This window comes from Ochrobactrum quorumnocens (assembly GCF_002278035.1).
Taxonomy (GTDB): Bacteria; Pseudomonadota; Alphaproteobacteria; order Rhizobiales; family Rhizobiaceae; genus Brucella; species Brucella quorumnocens.
The window spans coordinates 806,109-826,106 of record NZ_CP022604.1; the positions used below are offsets into that span (position 1 = coordinate 806,109).

The window sequence follows — 19,998 nt, forward strand, 5'->3', positions numbered from 1 at the left end:
TTTAGGCGATGCTTTTGCGATCACGCCACGCTGTGATGGCAGTGGCCGCAATGATGATGAGGCCAACCACAACGCGCTGCCATGTGGTGTCGACCTTCATGATGATGAGCGAGTTTTTGACCATCACGAGCATGAAGACGCCCATGAGTGTGCCGAGTACCGTTCCGCGACCGCCGAAAATCGACGCGCCACCGAGAACCACGGCTGCGATCACATCAAGCTCAAGGCCTACAAAATCGCGTGGATTGGCAAGCCAGATCATGGATGAATGCAGCAACCCCGCAAAACCTGCCAAGGCACCCGCCACGCAATAAACGAAGAAGATCGTGCGGCGCGTGTTAAAGCCGACGCGCTTTGCAGCTTCGGGCGAGCCGCCATAGGCATAAACACTGCGCCCGATCATGGTGTGAGTGAGGATCAGGTGGATCAGCAGGGCGAGCACCAGATAGACGAGGAACATCGCTGTGAGACCGAAGGTCGTGCCGGTAGCCGAGGTAAGCGAGATTACATCTGTCTTGCCAAACTCGATTAGCTCTTTGGGCATCTTGTTGATGTTGACGATGCTGGTGCCAACGAGACCCAGCACAAGGCCGCGCACAATGGAGCCGGTGCCGAGCGTCACGATCAGCGGGATCATCTTGAAGCGATGAATGATGAAGCCATTGAATGCGCCAAGCAGTAGGCCGATAAGCGTTGCCGCTACAAAAGGAATGAACACGCCGTCATAGCCAAGGTAAACCATGGCACGGACGGTCAGATACATTGCGGCAATGGCAAAAGCCGTAAACGATACGTCGATGCCGCCGGAAATCATCACCAGCAGAACGCCAAGCGCCATGATGCCGATCACGACATTGGAACGAAGAAGCCCGAAAATATTATCCAGTGACCAGAAGGCCGGGTTGATAAGACCAATGATGATCATTGCGGCCAGAAGCACACAGGCAATGATGAATTCGGTACTGCGAAAGAATTTCATGTGCCGGTTCCTCAATTCAACGTCTTGAGCCGGTCATTGACGGCGTCTTCAGTCATGTTTTCACCGGAGAGTTCATCGACAAAACGTCCACGATGCATCACCAGCACACGGTTACAGTTCTGAACAAGCTCTGGCACATCATCGGAAATCATCAGAACGGCCAGACCTTCATCCTGTGCGAGTTTGCGGATGATGTTGTGAATCTGAGCTTTTGAACCCACATCCACGCCAACTGTTGGGCCGTTGAGGATCAGGATTTTTGCACCTGTAAGAAGCCAGCGCGCCAGCACCACGCGCTGCGCGTTGCCGCCGGAGAGATGGCTGACCGGCGTATGCGGGCCTGGGGCGACGATATTCATCGCAGAGAACATATCGCGGGTTGTTGCGTCAGCTTTTTTGCGATTGATAAATATGCCGCGCACGAATTTCTCAATCGAGGTCACAATAATATTGCGCTCAATCGACTGGGTGAGGAACAGCCCTTCGGTGAGGCGATCTTCCGGCACATAAGCAACGCCGCTGGCGATGCCTTCCTGCACGGTTTTGGGATGAACGGACTTGCCATCAATCCGCACAGCGCCAGTAAAATCCGGTTTCATGCCGAAGAGCGCCAGCGCAAGTTCCGTGCGGCCTGAGCCGATCAGCCCGGAAATCCCTACAATCTCACCAGCATGAAGTGTGAGACTGGCATTTTCCACGGTACCTGGTACGGTCAGATTTTCGACTTCAAGGCTTGGTGCGCTGGCCGCTCCATCACGCAGTGCCCAATGATAGCTGTGCGCCATCAATTCCTGACCGGTCATGGCGCGGGTGATAGCCGGTTCGTCAAATTCGTTGATCGGACCTTCCGCAACCTTCTTGCCATTGCGAAAAACCGTGAGCCTCTCGCTGATTTCCAGCATTTCGCGCATTTTATGGCTGACGAAAAGTACCGCGATGCCCTGCGCCTGAATATCGCGCACGATCTTGAAAAGTGCGTCGACTTCGTTTCGGGTGAGGGCGGTTGTCGGTTCATCCATGATCAATAGCCGCGCATCAGCCATCATCGCGCGCGCAATTGCTACAATCTGTTTGCCGGAGGTTGGTAGACTGTCCACATCGGCATCCAGATCCATCTGAACGCCAAGACGATCAAGCGCCTGCTGCGCAAGTTCGCGCACGCGCTTCCAGTCAACAGCCTTGCGGCCTTCCATGAGAAAAGTATTAATCGCGAGGTTCTCTGCGACCGTCAGGTTCCCGAACAGGGAGAAGTCCTGATAAATAACCTGAATGCCGTGGTGCACGGATTTGACGGGATCAAGCTTGCCGACTGTCTTGCCGTCGATAAGGATTTCACCGTCTTCAGGCGTGTAAACACCAGACATGATTTTGATTACAGTGGACTTGCCAGAGCCATTTTCGCCCGCAAGGCAATGAATTTCGCCCGGCTTGATGGCAAGAGATACGTCGTCCAGCGCTTTAACGCCGCCGAAGCGCTTGCCGATATGGCGCAATTCGATGAGATTCTCAGTCATAAAGGCCTCGTGCAAGGCTGCAAATGCAGATGGAATGGGGAGAAAGAGGCGAGGGCCTCTTTCTCCTGTTCAGCAACGATTAAAAATCGTACTGATCCATGTTTTCCTTGGTTACGCCGACCCAGCCTGCGCCGTAGAGCAGGTTTGGCTTGGAAGCGTCAGGAGCGATCAGGCTTTCATAGCCAGGCAGGCCGAGATTTAGACCAGCCTTGATTTGCTCATTCTTCTTTTCAAGCGCTGCAACTGCCAGCATGTTCATGGCATAGCCTGCGACGGCCGGGTCCCAGAACTGAATGTACTGAACGTCATCATTCTTGATGTATTCACCGGCCACCGACACAAGACCTGTGCCTGCGAAAGAGACTTTGCCCTTCAGGCCACCTTCGGCAATCAGACGGCCAGCGCCAGCAGAAGTTGGCATCGGAGCCCCGAGAATGCCGGTGATGTCCGGATAAGCGGTCATCGCTTCTTTGAGCTTGTTATAGTCGGTGTTTGCATCGTCATAGGTTTCGAGACGTTCGGTTGCCTGCGACATTTCCGGGAAATTGGCCTTCTGGTACTCGACGGCACCATCAACCCATTCCATCTGTGACTTCGAGGTCAGGCTGCCGACAGTAGCAACATACTTACCTTTGCCGCCCATCGACTTGCCGAGTTCCTTCATCAGGTTCGCGCCGTAAGCCTTGTTGTCGAAGGCTTCGATGTCATAGTCGACATTCTGAATGTTGGAAGCTTCATGGCTGACGACGACGATGCCGCGTTCACGAGCCTTCTTCAAGACTGGTTCCACCGCCTCAACCGAGAACGGCACGATGGCAATAGCGTCAACGCCCTGTGCGATCAGGTTTTCGACGATCTGCACCTGAGCTGCAGCATCTGCCTGGCTTGGGCCGACCATCCACACGTCGTTGCCGGTATCTGACTTGAACTGTTCAACACCATCACGCATACGGTCGAACCAGGCAATTCCGTCGACCTTAACAACCGTCGCAATCGTGTATTTCTTATCGTTTGCGGTTGTGATCAGATCTTTGTTGATCTTGGATGTATCGACGACGCCTTCAGCAAAAGCATGTGGCACGGCAACAGACATGGCAATAGCCATGGACGCGATAAACTTCTTCACCGGTATTTCCTCCCTGGAAATGAATAGCCCCCGCCTAAACGCATCATCGTCAGACGAGATTGGTGACTACTGATTTTTACGCTGGTGCTTCGCTGCTTGATGCTGACACCAGTGTCTCCTCCTTTGCAGCACTAAGCGCCGCAAATTCCTCTCTTTGGCGCTGGCTGCATGTTGCGCTGCCGCTTGCCATAAATTCTTGTTGTCAGAACCTCCCGATAATGCGAATTATAATGTTACAATTCGATCATTATGTTTGGATCGTTTCATATTTCTGTTCGACCTGTCAAGTATGTGTCGTCGCAATTGCACCAATTGATGCGGCAAGCTAAACGAAGGTGAGCAGCAACCGAAATGGGGAATCAGTGAGCAGAATCAGCCGTAAAGACGAACGGATTGCCGAACTCGCAGCCCTTGTGGACGAAACAGGAGTCGTGCGTATTCGCGATGCGGCCTTGAGGCTCGGCGTGTCAGAAATGACAATCCGCCGGGATATAAGCAATGATACCGGACCGCTCAATTGTTTGGGTGGTTACATTATTCCTGTTCAGGATAATGGAAACGACAGCGATTATGTCTTTGATTTTGAAAAAGACTGTCATGCCAACGCGAAGATTCTGGCATGTGCCGCTGCCGCCGCGCTCATCGAGCCGCATGATACCGTGTTCATCGATTGTGGCACGACAACACCGCATCTGGCGCAGTTGATTCCGCATAATCAGCACATCACTGTGGTTTGTTATTCCCTGAATGTTGCTGAGATTCTATCTCGTCGGGATGATGTCCGGTTGATCGTGCTTGGCGGTGTTTATCACCCCGAAGCGGCTTCATTTTCGAGTGACGAGGGCATTGAAGTTCTCAAGCGCGTGAATATCAACAAGGCTTTCATGTCAGCAGGCGGAGTGGATGATCAGCACGGTGTAACCTGCTCTCACTTTCATGAAGTGCCGGTCAAGCAGATGGCGATGCAGCGAGCTTTACAAAAGCATCTGGTCGTTGATGAAAGTAAATTCGGCAAGGTCCGCGCTGCGCGCTTTGCAGGGGTGGCGGATTTTAATTCAATTGTTTCAGGCTAAACAATTTGCGCTCAAAGCCTTCGAGGGCTGATTTTGAGGAGATCTTGTTGCAGTTCAAGTTTTCTCTGACGGCACTCATCACCGCCATTGCTCTCTTCCTCGCGTTAGCGGCCTTAGCCACAGCGGGGGCTGGCTTGGGCTGGATAAGAAGCTTTCTGGGCGATGTGATCGCAGTGATCTTTGTCTATTCCGCTTTGCGCATCATGATTGATGGGAACAGAATTTTGTTGGCCGTTGCAGCCTTCTTGATTGGTGTCGCCATCGAGCTGGGTCAATATCTCGCAAAGATTACCGGTATCGAAATTGGCAATCGAGCACTGAGGATCATCCTCGGTGCTACACCTGACTGGCTTGATGTGCTGGCCTATGGCATCGGTGCCGTGCTGATCATTACATGTCTTGAGTTGCGCGGAAGATTGAAGTTTTCTCGTCGAACCTGAGTTTTTTGTTATCAAACTTTCTTTGAACACAATATCATTCTATACATCTCGGCATAGGCATTGCTGATGAGCGCTGGAACGCGTCTGTCGCTCGCAATAGCCTTCATCAATTGACGCTTTTGACCACGGATGTACTGGCACTGGTAGACATTGATGATCAGGAAGGTCGGTGCATTTTTGCCCCGGCCTTTTTTGTTGCGCTGATTTGCTTGGGTCTACGCATTAGAGCGCCGTGCGCCCTCTTGGGCGCACAAAGGTCGCTCTAACACTTTATATTTACAGCATAATTTTACCTTAAACTGATTCAAGTTTAAAGAATTATGCTGTAGAGCGTGTCGCGCTTGATCGCACCCACGGCACTCGCTCTAGGATTGCGGTGAATTCTCTGAAAATTCCAATGATATACATTGCCCCCAAAAGGCGAATGGTCTGAAGCTTACGTCGCCCGGTTCAGGTGTCGACACGCTGTTCGGCGGCTTCATCTTCAATCTGATCGGTCCACAGCCTATGCCATGTGCGTCCGCCGGTTTCGGCGTGGCTGGACTGATCGCCATCATCGAAACACGGGAGCGCAATGCTCAATGACAATTGCATATCTCGGCGCTCGAATGTGTTCGGCTGTTCGTGTCGCTATAAGAGATATTGTTCCATCGCAGCAACCAGCTGATCTGGGGCCGCATCGGCAGAATGTCTCTCAGAGAATTGGATTAAGCGTGTTCTGTAGTGAAGTAAACGTAACAATTAATATTATTAATGTTTAATATTAAAAATAATATCCCGGATTGATTAACGTTATTTTTATGATATCCATTCAAATAATAAGTATATTGAAATCAATATTAATGTTTATTTAATTTAGTAATATAAAATATATTTATTTGAATACTAATTTAACGAAGCTTTGAATTCTAGACTTAGGGTCTGTGGAGCAGGAATATTAATGCCAAGCATCAAAATATTAAATCACAGCCAAATTGCACTAAGGTCAGGTGCTTCTCTCGCGGCCCTCGTACTGGGTTGCGCCATGCTGTTGTCCTCGGCTGCTTTCGCCGATCCTTCGATTACCTATACCGGTAGCGTTTCACCACCCCCGCCAGCAGGAGTGACCAACTGGGATCTGTCGGACGAGAGTCTGACAGTCGGGGATTCCGGCTCAGGTACATTGAACATTATGGGTGGTGCCTCTGTAACCAGTCAAACTTTGCTGATCGGCTACTGGAATCTTTCCGATCCGGCATCTGTTACTGTTGATGGCAAGGGTTCCACTCTTTCTGTGACCACCGGGGGGATCACTATTGGAGAAGAGTTAAGTGATAGTGCAACTCTCACTGTCAGTAATGGTGGCCGTGTAGATTCACCGACAGCTGTTGGTAATAACATCGTTGTTGGGGCCGAAGCGGGAAGCACGGGGCACTTGATTATTACGGGTCAGGGGTCGGTGTTTAATGCTCACGATAATGTCATCAACGTTGGCTTTGAAGGGGAGGGCGATCTGATGATAGCCGATGGTGGGCAGGTGACGGGGAGCCAGATCAGCCTGGGTTCTTTTAAAGGAACAGGGACTGCCATTATATCGGGCGAAGGTTCTGCGTGGAATGGTCAGGATGGCATCATCGTCGGGCAGCAGAGCGATGGTAAACTGGATATCTATGACGGCGGTAGCATCAATGATCGCTTACTGCATATTGCCTATGACAATGGGACAACCGGCATTGTTAACGTTGGCGGTGAGGTCGGTCAGTCCGCAAAAGCCGCAGGAAACTTGAACGTTGATGCAATCAAGTTCAATCGGAACGGTGGCGGCAGCAACGGCGTTCTGAACTTCAACACGACAGATGGAACCACGGTTCGCGCAGCGATCAGCGGCAAGGGCACGATCAACCAGATTGCTGGAACGACTGTCTTTACGGGTGATAATTCTGCTTATACCGGCACGATGAACATTACTGGCGGCATGTTGCAGCTTGGGGATGGGGGGCACGAGCGGTGATCTCGCGGTTGATGTTAGCACGGGGACGGATGCGACGCATAAGGGCGTGTTGGCCTTTAATCGTTCCGATGATGTGACATTCTCGAATGTAATCAGCGGTACGGGTTCAGTCACCCAAATGGGAGCCGGGACGACCACGCTGACCGAGGATAATAGTTATTCCGGCGGTACGACGATTACAGGCGGCACACTTTCGGTCTCGTCTGATGCCAAGCTTGGCAATGCAGATGGTGGGCTGACGCTCGATGGCGGTACGCTGCAGGTTACTGGTACACAGTATACGTCGACAGATCGCGCCATGACGCTTGGCAGTCATGGCGGCGGGTTTGACATCGCCGATGCCAGCAATAGCTTTGCCGTTACACAAGCACTTTCCGGTGATGGTCGCGTCTGGAAGCGTGGTGACGGCACCTTGCTCCTTTCCGGCGGCAACAGTTTCTCTGGTGGTCTGACGGTCGAGAAGGGCACAGCACAGGCGGGTGCCGCCGATCATGCCTTCGGTTCTGGTCTTCTAACGGTCAATGATGGCGCAAAAGCTGACCTTGCCGGTTTCAACACCACCGTTGGTGGTCTGGCTGGCGCGGGCAATGTGGCGATGAGGTCCGGCGATCTCACTCTTGATCAAGCGATCGATACGACATTTGCCGGTGTAATCGATGGTTCGGGTTCTCTGACCAAGAATGGTCTTGGTGACCTGACTCTTTCGGGAACCAGCAGCTACAGTGGCGCAACGAATGTTAACGAAGGCAAACTCATACAGGCTGCACAAGGCGCTTTGTCTGGTGCATCTGTTTACACGGTTGCAAATGGCTCAGGCATTGACCTTGGTGGCTTCTCGACGTCGATGGCTGCGCTCATCAATGACGGTCATGTCAATTTTGGCGGCAATGGTGGCACCACACTGAATGTGACAGGCAATTATGCTGGCAACGGCGGCATGATGACGATCAATACGGTTCTGGGCGGTGACGATTCCAAGACCGATATGCTGAAAGTCGGCGGCAACACGTCCGGTTCCACGAAGCTCTATGTCAACAATGTCGGCGGCACAGGTGCGCAGACGGTCAATGGCATTAAGGTTGTCGATATTGGCGGCAACTCTGGTGGGACTTTTTCGCTCGCCAACAGCTATCAGACTAAAGATGGCCAACAGGCGGTGGTGGGCGGCGCTTATGCCTATACGCTGGAGCAAGGCGGCACCAATACACCGGATGACGGTGACTGGTATCTCTCAAGCCACGTCGATGGTCCAAATCCCGGCCCTGATCCAGAACCTCGTTACAGTGCGGGTGTGCCAGTTTATGAAGGCTATGCGCAGAATATGCTGGCGCTCAACAAGTTGCCAACCCTCCAGCAACGCGTGGGCAACCGCTACTGGACCGGAGAGAACGGCAATGGTGCAGATAATGGTGCCGTTGTGGACAATTACGGCATTTGGGCGCGCGTCGAAGGAGCACATAACCGTCTGGAACCGGACACCTCTACATCGCGCATGAAGCAGGACATCAACACGCTTACAATGCAGGCGGGCGTTGATGGCCAATTCTATGAGGGTGAGAACGGCAAACTGATCGCTGGCATCACTGGCCAATATGGACATGCCAAGGGCGACGTCTCTTCTTTCCATGGTGATGGCGATATCAGCACCGATGCTTGGAGCCTTGGTGCTACGGCCACCTGGTATGGCAATGACGGTCTTTATGTCGACGGTCAGGCACAGGTGACGTGGTTCGACAATGATCTCAACTCCACCACGGCCAATAAAGGTCTTGCTGATGGCAGCAAAGCAACCGGCTATGCGATGAGCCTTGAAGCCGGTCAGCGGTTTGCCATCAATCAGAGCTGGTCTCTGACACCGCAGGCACAACTGATGTGGTCTTCAATCGATGCGGATGCGTTTCATGATACTTGGGGCAGCCGGGTCAGCTTGCATGATGGCGACAGTCTGACTGGTCGCATCGGCCTTGCCGCCAATTATCGCAATGACTGGAAGAACGATGACGGCATGACTGTCAACACCAATGTCTATGGCATTGCCAATCTCTATCAGCAGTTCCTGGGCGGTACGACAGTCAACGTGGCAGGGGTTGATTTTGACACCGACAATGACAAGACCTGGGGCGGGATTGGTGCTGGCGGCACTTATGCCTGGGCTGACAATAAATATGCCATTTATGGCGAGGGCTCCATCAACACGGCCCTCAATCACTTCGCGGACAGTTATGCGCTCAAAGGGACCGTTGGGTTCAAAGCCAAGTGGTGAACGAATTCTGCTAAAAAGAGACTATGATAGTAAAAAAATATGGCCCCGGAGATGGGGCCATATTTGTAGGTAGACTTTGAGAAGATGAGATTTAGGAAACAAAGCTCGTATTCTAACGGGGGGGTAAAAGGTCATGGTTAGCCCGTCGCGCACCTTGACTTTGGACCCACTTACTTAAAGCGTGATTTGAGTGAAAGTGCGTTCTTGGTTGCATCTCGGGCGGGGGCCTCGGCCACAAATTTTTCTAAAGGAACGCAGCGTTAGAGCGTGTCGCGCTTAATCGCACCCACGGCGCTCACTCTGGATTCTTTTAACTGTCGCATGTGGGTGGGAGCTCAAATGAATCCATTTGAGCGCGACATGCTTTAGGACGGCGTGGATTCTCCAGCCGGCATGGAAGAACCAAAAGCTATCGCCTTACTCGAAATATACCCCTTCAATAGAAACTCCCCTTCTTTCCGATGTCGTGTTTACCCTTTTAACAGCTACCAAATTTCAGTGATGGTTTTTCCTGACACTTTACTGTCCTGTATTAGCGGTAAGTGTATTTGGGGCAGGGGAATCAGAATGAAACTAGTATCCATGTTGGCTTTGGCATCGAGCACCTGTCTTTCAGCGGGACTTTTGTCCGGCATTTTTTCCGGCTCTGCTCACGCATTCACGCCCCATGAAATTCATGATGCCAATGGCAATAAAGTTTTTGACCTGCATCTGTTCTATCCAAATGATGGAACTTATGATGGGGAAAAGCCGTCGAGTTGGGTTTTTGATCCCGCAACGCTAGACCGTATCTATTCAGCAGCTCAATACTGGTCAGATATTATAAAGATTAGACCGGGAATAAACCCCGCCATCATCAATATCGGTACAGAAGAAGAAGAAAACGCATTTGCATACAGCCCTATTGCCACAGAGGTGAATGGCGCCGGCACACTGGTCAATGCGGCTTTAAACAATGGCTTGATCGATCCGGCACAACTCCTCGACGGAGCGCATGGGATGATATCAATTGGCAAGATGGATTGGGATTGGGAGCAGCCATTTGTTCCATCACAACTGATTCAGACCTCTCAGGTAGATATGACCAGTACGCTCATTCATGAAATGGCGCATGCGCTGGGTATATCGGCTTCGGTCAATTACGATCAACAACCTGGCGCTCCGGTGGAAGCGGAATTCCAATCTGTACTCAATGCCTGGAGCAGCCATTTGATCGATGGTAATGGCAAGGCAGCGGCAGCCAATCAGACCATAATCTGCAATTATTGTTACGCCGCCGAGGAAGGTGCAGACACTTTTGATGTCAGTGCTGGTTGGGCTTACTTTTCCGGCTCTCACGTGGATGAGGTTCTCAACGGCGCAATGCCGGGCATCCCACTGCGCGTTGACTCAAGTCTGCAGCCTGGAAGACTGGATCAGCCTTTTTCGCATGTCGAGCTGAGAAACAGCATGATGAGCCATCAGCAATATTCCAACTATATGTCGTTGAGGGAGGCTGAATTCGCGGCGCTGCAGGATATTGGCTATACGATTGATCGTCGCAATTTATTTGGATACTCGGTCTATAACGATGGCGTCACGCTTCTCAATGACAATCCTTTCTTCGCTCGTAATAGTGAAGGTACTGGCTATATTCCCAATACATTCAACACGGCAACGATGGGCCTTGGCTTGCATGTCTATGGCAGTGACAACACCGTAATTCAACGCGCCGATTTGCTCTCTGCAGGTGCTGGCGGCGCAGGCATTCGTGTCGATGGTATTGGCAATGATTTGATCATTTTACCTGGCACACGCGTCTATGCTGACGGTTTAAATGGCCTTGGCGTTATGTTTGCCTATGGAAGAGATCACACTCTGACACAGCGCGGCGATGTCGAGGCGCTGGGTGAAAACGGTATCGCGGTCAGCTTTGACTTTGGTCACAATTCTATGGGTGACGATACTGAATATCGTGGCTCTTACTTTGTCACTTCGCAGGTGGCTGATCTCGAAAACTATTTTCCCGACTATTATGCAGCAGCGCTCGCCGAAGTCAGCGGCCCGCTTGTCTCAACGTTCGACCTGACGGGGCGAGTGGCAGGAAGCAGGGCCGCGATCTACATGTCGGACAATGCCTATGTCGGTGAAATCAATGTGATGCAGGGAGCAAGCATTACTGGTGACATTGTTTCCAATTATCGGGAAATGGATGAGAATAACGATCTGCGTTTGACCCAGCTTCGCTTCGGACTGGAAGCTGATGATCAGGGGAAAGCCACCGATAACACGGACGCAAATTTCAATATCAGTTATGCTGACAACATTACTGGCGATAACCTGTCGCTGCAGTTTTGGGGTGGTTCATCAACCCTTACTGGCAATCACGATCTTTACGAAGTTATTGTGGGTCAAGAAGCGACACTTGCAGGTCGTGGTCAGTACCGGATCAATGACGATCGTTACTTCGTTAATCGAGGGACCTTGTTCTCATCTCTGCCGGGCAGTGCCATCTTCATTGATGGCAATTATGAGCAGTCCGATAGTGGCAGACTGCAACTGGCCTTTAATAACCAGAAGCATATCAGCAACCTGATCGTGACTGGAGGTGCCGATCTCGACGGCACCTTAAGCTTTGCGCCCGAGCGCGGATTCTATGGCAATGGTTTCAGCATTACTTCGGATCTGTGGCTGCAGGCCAATACGGTGAATGGTGCTTTTACCGAAGTCACCACCACGCTTGCCTCGCCAACACTGAATGCAACCGCGACCGATAATGGCAATGCATCCTATACCGTCTCTCTGAGCCGTGATGTTCATGCCTATGAACAATACGCCGGTAGCGAAAACGCCCACAATGTGGGGAATGTTCTGGACAGGCTTGTTGTTAATCCCTCGCCACAGCTCGAACCGCTTATCGCAGCTCTGGATTTCTCAGCCACTGACGGTTCAACCATTCGTTCGGCATTGCCGCAATTGAGCGGCGAGGCCTATGCATCCGCGAACGGGGTATTGATCAACGCCAGCGGGGCGACACGTTTGTCGGTCACTAACCGTCTGTCGCAGGCATTTGGCGGTACGCCAGTCAATCCGGTTTCAGTACTTGCCTTCGCTCCGCAACAAAAATCAACTCAAGCTGCAGGCGCTATTGATAAAGTCGCGTCTGAGACAAACAGTTCGGAAGATCTTAACCGCTATGCAGCTTGGGGAACTGTGTTTGGTAGTTGGGCAAGCCAGTCGGGTGATGACAATGCTGCTCGCACCAAATCCACACTGGGTGGTTTCATTTCCGGTATTGACGGCAGTGTCTATGATAACTGGCGGCTCGGCGTTATGGCGGGTTACAGCCGTTCTACCTTTAAAACTGCGAGCCTCCATTCTTCCGGCTCCAGCGATAATTATACATTGGGTGCCTATACAGGAACTGAATGGGCCGCGGCACAGGGCTCCATCGGTCTGCGCACCGGTCTGAGCTATTCCTGGCATAATATTGAATTGAGCCGTTCGGTCAGCTTCAATGGATTCTCCGACAACCTGTCGGCTGACTATAATGCCGGTACTTTCCAAGCCTTTGGCGAACTTGGGTATAAGTACAATCTCAGCCAGCGTTCTACTCTAGAGCCTTACGCCAATCTTGCTTATGTGCATGTCAGAACTGATGGCTTTACAGAAAGCGATCAGAATGGTGCTGCGCTCGCGGTTCAATCTGGTAGCATGGATACAACACTGTCGATGCTCGGCATTCGCGCAGCGACCAGCTTTAATCTTGGCAACGCCCTCACAACTGTCCGTATGGATCTCGGTTGGAGGCATGCCTTTGGCGATGTAATCCCAACGTCAACGGCGAGCTTTGCGGTGGGCTCCAACGCCTTCACGTCGGCTGGCAATTCGATTGGCAGGGATACAGCTTTCATCGAAGCCGGGCTCGATTTCGCGATGACACCAACTACCAAGCTTGGGGTTGCTTATCAGGGACAATTTGGCTCGGATTATATTCAAAACGGCGTTAATGCCAATTTTAGCGTGAAGTTTTGAATCGGAGCAGGCATTGGGTGCTGTAAAATGGGGGCGCCTGAAGGGGCTGAAGAACGCAAGCCTATTCGTGCAAGGCGCAACCCAACGCAGCCCTAGCAACTGTTGCTAGTTTTGAGTTGTCTTTCTCATACGAGTTTTGTGAGGTGGGCGATTCCGGGCAATCACGAGATCTGTGGGAAATAAAATCGAAATGTGATTCGAGCGTTTCTACAGAGAATCCATCGCCTGTATCTCCGCCATGGGTAAGTATGTGTGGACCGCCCGCACGTATGATTCTCCCGAACAGGACAAAATAGGGCGCAAATTCTCAGCGTTGAGATGGTCTATTATTCAGAGCCAGTTCGAAGGATATTTTAGGGAGGGACGTATGTGGGCTCTTAAGCCGGAGAGGTTCATTGAACCTATGGGAAACTTTATATTTTCGATCTAAGTGATTGGAAAATATGGTGGGCGATGAGAGACTCGAACTCCCGACATCTTCGGTGTAAACGAAGCGCTCTACCAACTGAGCTAATCGCCCGACTGACTTATCAGCCGCTGTGAGAGCCGTTTAGGCAATTCGTTCGAAGAGTGCAAGCGCAAAATTACAAAAATGCATTCTTTTTATTTCTCCGGCTACAATCCACAAGCTTCATCAATTATAACTGGCAGAGACATCCCTATTAGAGCACCTGGAATTGTACGCTTCATGATCGCCGATTTGAATCGCGATTCCAATTCATGTGAATTTTGAATACCTTCCGGGGAGGGGCGTGCCGGTGTGGATAAAGCAGGCCAAACTCGGAACCCCATAAATGCGCGGCTTTTCGAATAAAAACAAAATTCTTCTTTTTTCTTCAAACCACTCGCTTGACACTGGTGAGAGAACCCCTTAAACGACCGCTCACACCGAACGGAAACGCCGGTGACTACTCAGCCAAGCGGCTGAAAATGAAATGCGCGGGTGTAGCTCAGTTGGTTAGAGTGCCGGCCTGTCACGCCGGAGGTCGCGGGTTCGAGCCCCGTCACTCGCGCCATTTTCATTCAGGAAATCAAACAGAAATCTTGATGAAAATGGCGCACCTCGCGTTCTTTTCCTTATCTACTAAATATTTGAGTTTGATCGCTGCAGTCATTGTTTTGATTCAGCGTTTTTTGCGTTTGTGAGTTTGCCTCAAAAAATGGGGTTCACGTGCCAAAGAGCGATGTGATTCCGTGCCGAAAGCTGAGGCTATTTTGCCTTCTTCTTCAACGAAAGATAAATGACGGAGAGGATTCCGGCCAGAATTACCAGAACGTCGCCGCTGGCGAGCAGATATGTGCCCAACGCTCTCTCCTTGCGAATCCTGTCCGGCACCCAAGGCTGAAAGTCAGTCCCTTCGGGTACATAAATTTGAAAGTCATCGATTCTGCGTGCTGAGCCGATGTCGCTATGTGCGATCCATGGGATTTTAGAGGCGCGCCCAGTTAATTGAAGGCAAGCAATCTTGCGCGTTGGCTCACATGCGCCAAATCTTTCCAAAAACCGTAACGATCGCGGTGATAATTTTCCGAACGCGGAGAATGTTTCATTCAGTGGGGCAGGGCGCTGTTATGCCTTTCAGATATGGGGCTCGATTTTGACCCCTATATATAAAGAGAGTCCGAAATGCTGTTGAGGCTTATGCCTCATATGAAATCCGGCGTATAAAGTTTGTCCGCTGAGGATTGCATTATCGCTACACATTTCTGCACGCTTTACTTTCTTTCACGCGCGTTGAGATCCATCTGAATCGGTCACAAGAATGAGCCGAATGATTTAAATCGATTGATTCTATCGGGTGGATAATGGCGAAAGATCGCTGTTTGCCTTTTCCTCACGAAATTATGATGTTTTCGTGCTATATGGGGTTTGGGTGGCATATATGGGCTTGATGTTGCCTCTTATTAAGCATCTTGGCCGGACTATACCCGCCTGTTCGTGTTGGAGGGCTTGCGCTCGCGCGCATGCTGCGCTAACCGTCCCGCCAAATACTTAAGTTCGCACGGCATGCCTTTTGAAGCTGCTTGAGGCGACGAGGTCGCAAGAGATGCAATGTGTCGCATGGTGGTAGGCTCTAAAAAGCTTATGACAGGCGGCGCAGCCTCGTATTCAAGCCGGATAAGGATCATGAACGAGCTTTTAAGTTCCTATTTGCCGATTGTCATCTTTCTCGGCATCGCGATGGTAATTGGTGTAGCCCTTCTGGTTGCGCCGTTTCTTGTCGCGTACAGACAGCCCGACCCGGAAAAGCTTTCAGCTTACGAGTGTGGGTTCAATGCCTTTGATGACGCTCGCATGAAATTCGACATCCGTTTCTATCTGGTGTCGATTCTCTTCATCATCTTCGATCTCGAAGTCGCCTTCCTGTTCCCGTGGGCTGTGTCCTTCGGCGCAATCGGCTGGTTCGGCTTTCTGTCGATGATGCTTTTCCTTGGTGTTTTGACCATCGGCTTCATCTACGAATGGAAGAAGGGAGCGCTGGAATGGGATTGACCGGTACAAATCAGGCGTCGGGTTTGACGCTCATTGCCCCGCAGCCAAAGGGTATTCTTGACCCTCGCACGGGCAAGCCTGTCGGCTCCGATGACGCATTCTTCAATGATCTCAACAGCGAACTGTCCGACAAGGGCTTCATCGTCACCTCTGCTGACGCTCTGATCACCTGGGCACGTACGGGCTCGCTGATGTGGATGACTTTCGGCCTCGCATGCTGCGCTGTGGAAATGATGCATATTTCCATGCCGCGCTATGATGCAGAGCGTTTCGGTATTGCGCCACGCGCATCTCCGCGCCAGTCCGACGTCATGATCGTTGCAGGTACACTGACCAACAAGATGGCTCCGGCTTTGCGTAAGGTCTATGACCAGATGCCTGAGCCTCGCTATGTTATTTCGATGGGTTCCTGCGCCAATGGCGGCGGCTATTATCACTACTCTTATTCTGTAGTGCGTGGCTGCGATCGTGTGGTTCCAGTCGATATTTATGTTCCAGGCTGCCCGCCAACCGCGGAAGCGCTGCTTTATGGCATTCTTATGCTTCAGAAGAAGATCCGCCGTACTGGTACTATCGAGCGCTAATCGGGCCGTTGCTGTCTGAATTGTGCAAGAGGGTTTGTTAGAAGTCGATCTGTTTTCCCAAGGATGGGTCGGGTTCTAAAGAAGGAAGTTAGAGATATGAGCGAAGAAGCTCTTGGTGAACTTTCCGGCTATATCAAGGAACGTCTCGGCGATGCGATCGAAGAGGCGAATCTGGCTTATGGTGAGCTGACGCTCAGCGTTCCAGTTGCAAGCTTGATCAGCGTTCTCACGTTCCTGCGCGATGACGTGCAGTGCCAGTTCGTGAACCTGACGGATATTTCCGGCGTAGACTATCCGCAGCGCGTACAGCGCTTCGACGTTGTCTATCAGCTCATGTCTCCACGTCAGAACCTTCGTATCCGCATTAAGGTTCGCGCTGATGAAGATACGCTGGTGCCGTCTGCAGTGTCTGTCTATGTCGGTGCCGAGTGGTTCGAACGTGAAGCTTACGACATGTATGGCATTCTGTTCTCCGGCCATCCTGATCTGCGTCGTATTCTGACCGATTATGGTTTTGAAGGTCATCCGCTGCGCAAGGACTTTCCAACGACTGGTTTCGTTGAAGTTCGCTATAGCGATGAAGCAAAGCGCGTCATTTACGAGCCCGTCGTTCTGCGACAGGAATTCCGCAATTTCGACTTCCTCTCGCCGTGGGAAGGGACTGACTACGTCCTGCCCGGCGACGAGAAGGCAAAGACGAATTAAGGTGAGATGATGGGCTCTGTCGAAAGATTGAACGGCCAATGTCTTTGTGGAGAGGTGAAATTCACAGCCTCTCCTGCGAAGATGGAAATGGACGTTTGCCATTGCAGCATATGCCGTCGCTGGTCCGGTGGCGCGTTTATGGCTGTGAACTGTGGTACTTCGGTCGAGATTGAAAATGAAGCTGCGCTTGCGACCTATAGCTCTTCAGAGTGGGGTGAGCGTCGTTTTTGTTCGAAGTGTGGTGCCTCGCTGTTTTGGCGCGGCGTGCACGATGGAATGACGATGGTGTCCATGCAGGCTTTTGCCGAGCCGGAGCTGTTTCATTTCGCCGAAGAAATCTTCATCGATAACAAGCCTGCAAATTACGATTTTGCCAACAAGACCCACCGGATGACCGGCGAGGAATTCTTGACGGCGATAGCAGCCAAACAGGAAGCTGAACATGGCTGAGACTCAGGTCCGCAACTTTAATATTAACTTCGGTCCGCAGCATCCGGCTGCGCACGGCGTTTTGCGTCTAGTTCTTGAACTCGACGGCGAAGTCGTTGAACGTGTCGATCCGCATATCGGTCTGCTGCATCGCGGCACCGAGAAGCTGATGGAAACGAAGACCTATCTTCAGGCTTTGCCTTATCTCGACCGTCTCGATTATGTGGCGCCGATGAATCAGGAGCACGCCTATGCGATCGCTGTCGAACGCCTGCTCGGCGTTGATGTGCCTAAGCGTGGCCAGCTGATCCGCGTGCTTTACTCGGAAATCGGCCGTATTCTGAATCACATTCTTAACGTGACCACGCAGGCTATGGACGTTGGTGCGCTGACGCCGCCGCTCTGGGGCTTTGAAGAACGTGAAAAGTTGATGGTGTTCTATGAACGCGCTTGTGGTGCACGTATGCACGCAGCTTATTTCCGTCCAGGTGGTGTTCATCAGGATCTGCCTGATCAGCTTGTGGAAGATATCGGCAAGTGGATCGATCCGTTCCTCAATACCACGCTTGCCAATCTCGACGATCTGATTACGCCAAACCGCATTTTTAAACAGCGTAACGTCGATATCGGTGTTGTTTCGCTTGATGATGCTTGGGCATGGGGCTTCTCGGGCGTCATGGTTCGTGGTTCGGGTGCAGCATGGGATCTGCGCAAGTCGCAGCCTTATGAATGCTACAACGAAATGGAATTCGATATTCCGATCGGTAAGAACGGTGACTGCTATGACCGTTACTTGATCCGTATGGAAGAAATGCGCCAATCGGCCCGCATCATGCGCCAGTGCGTTGATCTTCTGCTCGGCAAGGAACGCGTAGGTCCTGTCTCCAATACCGATAACAAGATCGTGCCGCCGAAGCGCGGCGAGATGAAGCGTTCGATGGAAGCGCTCATCCATCACTTCAAACTTTATACGGAAGGCTATCACGTGCCTGCCGGTGAAGTTTATGCAGCTGTCGAAGCACCAAAGGGTGAATTTGGCGTCTTCCTCGTATCGGATGGCACCAACAAGCCTTATCGCTGCAAGCTGCGCGCCCCGGGCTTTGCCCATCTTCAGGCCATGGATTTCCTGTGCCGCGGTCACATGTTGGCTGACGTGTCGGCAATTCTTGGCTCGCTCGATATCGTGTTTGGTGAGGTTGACCGCTGATGTCCGTTCGCCGTCTCGCAGATGATGCCGTCCAGCCGGCTGGTTTCGCTTTTAACGCGGAAAATCAGAACTGGGCGCACAAGACGATCGCAAAATACCCTGAAGGCCGCCAACAGTCGGCTGTTATCCCTTTGCTCATGCGTGCGCAGGAGCAGGATGGCTGGGTCACGAAGGCTGCTATCGAACATGTCGCAAACATGCTCGATATGCCGCTGATCCGCGTTCTCGAAGTCGCTACTTTCTATACGCAGTTCCAGCTGAAGCCAGTTGGCACGCGCGCGCACATTCAGGTTTGCGGCACCACGCCATGCATGTTGCGTGGCTCGGAAGCACTGATGGATGTTTGCCGTCATAAAATCCACCACGATCCTTTTGAGCTTAACGCCGAAGGCACGCTGTCGTGGGAAGAAGTTGAATGCCAGGGCGCTTGTGTCAATGCACCGATGGTCATGATCTTCAAGGACGCTTATGAAGACCTGACACCGGAACGCCTTGCTGAAATTATCGATGCGTTCGAAGCAGGTAAGGGCGACACTGTTAAGACGGGTCCGCAGGATGGGCGTATTACGTCTGAACCTATGGGCGGTCTAACAGCGCTGACTGAAGATCTGGACTACAAGAAGATCGGTCTGGAAACCCGTAAGGCATCCGATGCTGCAGTTGCCAAAGCCAAGGCGGAAGCTGAAGCAAAGGCTAAGGCAGAAGCTGCAGCGAAAGCTGCGGAAGAAGCCAAGAACGTTGCACCGTCGAATGCAGCCAAACCAGTGACCAATGCTACAGAAACCGATCCAAGCCTCAAGACGCCGTCTGATGTTAAGGCATCAAACGCTGCTGAGAAGGCTGCTTCGGTTGACAGCAAGCAAGATTACAAGCTTGACGATAAGAACCGTCCGGAAGCAATTGAGCGTCCAGAAGCTGTTGACGATCTGAAGCTTATTTCCGGCGTCGGCCCGAAGATTGAGGAAACCCTGCATGAGCTGGGTGTTTTCACCTTCAAGCAGGTTGCTTCCTGGAAGAAAGCCGAGCGCGAATGGGTTGACGGCTATCTGAGCTTCCACGGTCGCATTGATCGTGAAGACTGGGTTAAGCAGGCCAAGGCTTTGGCCAAGGGCGGCGTCGAAGAATACATCAAGGTATTCGGAAAGAAGCCCGTATGATGACTTCGACATTGGCAAACAGA

Annotated in this window: 15 protein-coding genes and 2 tRNA genes; 12 read left to right on the forward strand and 5 right to left on the reverse strand. The window is 51.7% G+C overall.

Annotation, left to right across the window (positions count from 1 at the left end):
* Position 1 precedes the first annotated feature (1 nt).
* From CES85_RS13365 to CES85_RS13375, 3 genes are all read right to left on the reverse strand, one after another.
* Positions 2-979, reverse strand: coding sequence for an ABC transporter permease (locus tag CES85_RS13365; protein WP_095446427.1), 978 nt, complete (start codon positions 977-979; stop codon positions 2-4).
* 11 nt (positions 980-990) lie between these two features.
* Positions 991-2,493 carry a sugar ABC transporter ATP-binding protein gene (locus tag CES85_RS13370; protein WP_095446428.1) on the reverse strand — a complete coding sequence of 501 codons (1,503 nt, stop codon included), beginning with the start codon at positions 2,491-2,493 and terminating at the stop codon, positions 991-993.
* Positions 2,494-2,572: 79 nt separating this feature from the next.
* On the reverse strand, positions 2,573-3,619 hold the full coding sequence (locus CES85_RS13375) for an autoinducer 2 ABC transporter substrate-binding protein (protein WP_167388294.1): 1,047 nt from the start codon (positions 3,617-3,619) through the stop codon (positions 2,573-2,575).
* Positions 3,620-3,981: 362 nt separating this feature from the next.
* On the opposite strand from CES85_RS13375, the gene CES85_RS13380 reads away from it, so the two are divergent.
* On the forward strand, positions 3,982-4,692 hold the full coding sequence (locus CES85_RS13380; RefSeq protein ID WP_095446430.1) for a DeoR/GlpR family DNA-binding transcription regulator: 711 nt from the start codon (positions 3,982-3,984) through the stop codon (positions 4,690-4,692).
* A 47-nt stretch (positions 4,693-4,739) separates the two neighbouring features.
* Complete coding sequence (locus CES85_RS13385; RefSeq protein ID WP_095446431.1) at positions 4,740-5,132, forward strand: ribosomal maturation YjgA family protein; 393 nt, start codon at positions 4,740-4,742, stop codon at positions 5,130-5,132.
* A 450-nt stretch (positions 5,133-5,582) separates the two neighbouring features.
* Here CES85_RS13385 and CES85_RS27155 read toward each other — a convergent pair whose 3' ends face one another.
* The gene (locus tag CES85_RS27155) at positions 5,583-5,726 is read right to left on the reverse strand and encodes a hypothetical protein (RefSeq protein ID WP_157743457.1); all 144 of its coding nucleotides are present in this window, start codon (positions 5,724-5,726) and stop codon (positions 5,583-5,585) included.
* Between the two features lie 430 nt (positions 5,727-6,156).
* Between CES85_RS27155 and CES85_RS13390 the strand changes: the two genes are divergently transcribed.
* The 3 genes from CES85_RS13390 to CES85_RS13400 all read left to right on the forward strand — a co-directional run bounded on the left by CES85_RS13390 (position 6,157) and on the right by CES85_RS13400 (position 13,399).
* Positions 6,157-7,122, forward strand: coding sequence for a hypothetical protein (locus CES85_RS13390; protein ID WP_167388295.1), 966 nt, complete (start codon positions 6,157-6,159; stop codon positions 7,120-7,122).
* Positions 7,103-9,385 (forward strand): autotransporter family protein, encoded by a 2,283-nt coding sequence (locus CES85_RS13395; RefSeq protein ID WP_095446433.1) that lies wholly within the window; start codon positions 7,103-7,105, stop codon positions 9,383-9,385. Before CES85_RS13390 ends, CES85_RS13395 begins: the two co-directional genes overlap by 20 nt.
* Before the next feature lie 567 nt (positions 9,386-9,952).
* On the forward strand, positions 9,953-13,399 hold the full coding sequence (locus tag CES85_RS13400) for an autotransporter family protein (RefSeq protein WP_244923284.1): 3,447 nt from the start codon (positions 9,953-9,955) through the stop codon (positions 13,397-13,399).
* A 444-nt stretch (positions 13,400-13,843) separates the two neighbouring features.
* Here the strand turns inward: CES85_RS13400 and CES85_RS13410 are convergent.
* Positions 13,844-13,919 (reverse strand) — tRNA-Val (locus CES85_RS13410).
* 419 nt (positions 13,920-14,338) lie between these two features.
* Between CES85_RS13410 and CES85_RS13415 the strand changes: the two genes are divergently transcribed.
* From CES85_RS13415 to CES85_RS13450, 7 genes are all read left to right on the forward strand, one after another.
* Positions 14,339-14,415: transfer RNA gene (locus CES85_RS13415), tRNA-Asp, on the forward strand.
* A 1,112-nt stretch (positions 14,416-15,527) separates the two neighbouring features.
* The gene (locus CES85_RS13425; RefSeq protein WP_007874537.1) at positions 15,528-15,893 is read left to right on the forward strand and encodes an NADH-quinone oxidoreductase subunit A; all 366 of its coding nucleotides are present in this window, start codon (positions 15,528-15,530) and stop codon (positions 15,891-15,893) included.
* Positions 15,884-16,477: a NuoB/complex I 20 kDa subunit family protein gene (locus CES85_RS13430; protein WP_095446436.1), complete on the forward strand. Its 594-nt coding sequence runs from the start codon at positions 15,884-15,886 to the stop codon at positions 16,475-16,477. Before CES85_RS13425 ends, CES85_RS13430 begins: the two co-directional genes overlap by 10 nt.
* Before the next feature lie 96 nt (positions 16,478-16,573).
* Entirely contained in the window at positions 16,574-17,182 is a 609-nt protein-coding gene (locus CES85_RS13435; protein ID WP_095446437.1) for an NADH-quinone oxidoreductase subunit C, read from the forward strand.
* A 9-nt stretch (positions 17,183-17,191) separates the two neighbouring features.
* Positions 17,192-17,632, forward strand: a complete 441-nt coding sequence (locus tag CES85_RS13440; protein WP_095446438.1) for a GFA family protein — start codon at positions 17,192-17,194, stop codon at positions 17,630-17,632.
* Positions 17,625-18,818: an NADH-quinone oxidoreductase subunit D gene (locus CES85_RS13445; protein ID WP_095446439.1), complete on the forward strand. Its 1,194-nt coding sequence runs from the start codon at positions 17,625-17,627 to the stop codon at positions 18,816-18,818. Before CES85_RS13440 ends, CES85_RS13445 begins: the two co-directional genes overlap by 8 nt.
* Positions 18,818-19,975 carry an NADH-quinone oxidoreductase subunit E gene (locus tag CES85_RS13450; RefSeq protein ID WP_095446440.1) on the forward strand — a complete coding sequence of 386 codons (1,158 nt, stop codon included), beginning with the start codon at positions 18,818-18,820 and terminating at the stop codon, positions 19,973-19,975. Before CES85_RS13445 ends, CES85_RS13450 begins: the two co-directional genes overlap by 1 nt.
* The last annotated feature ends 23 nt before the right edge of the window (positions 19,976-19,998 follow it).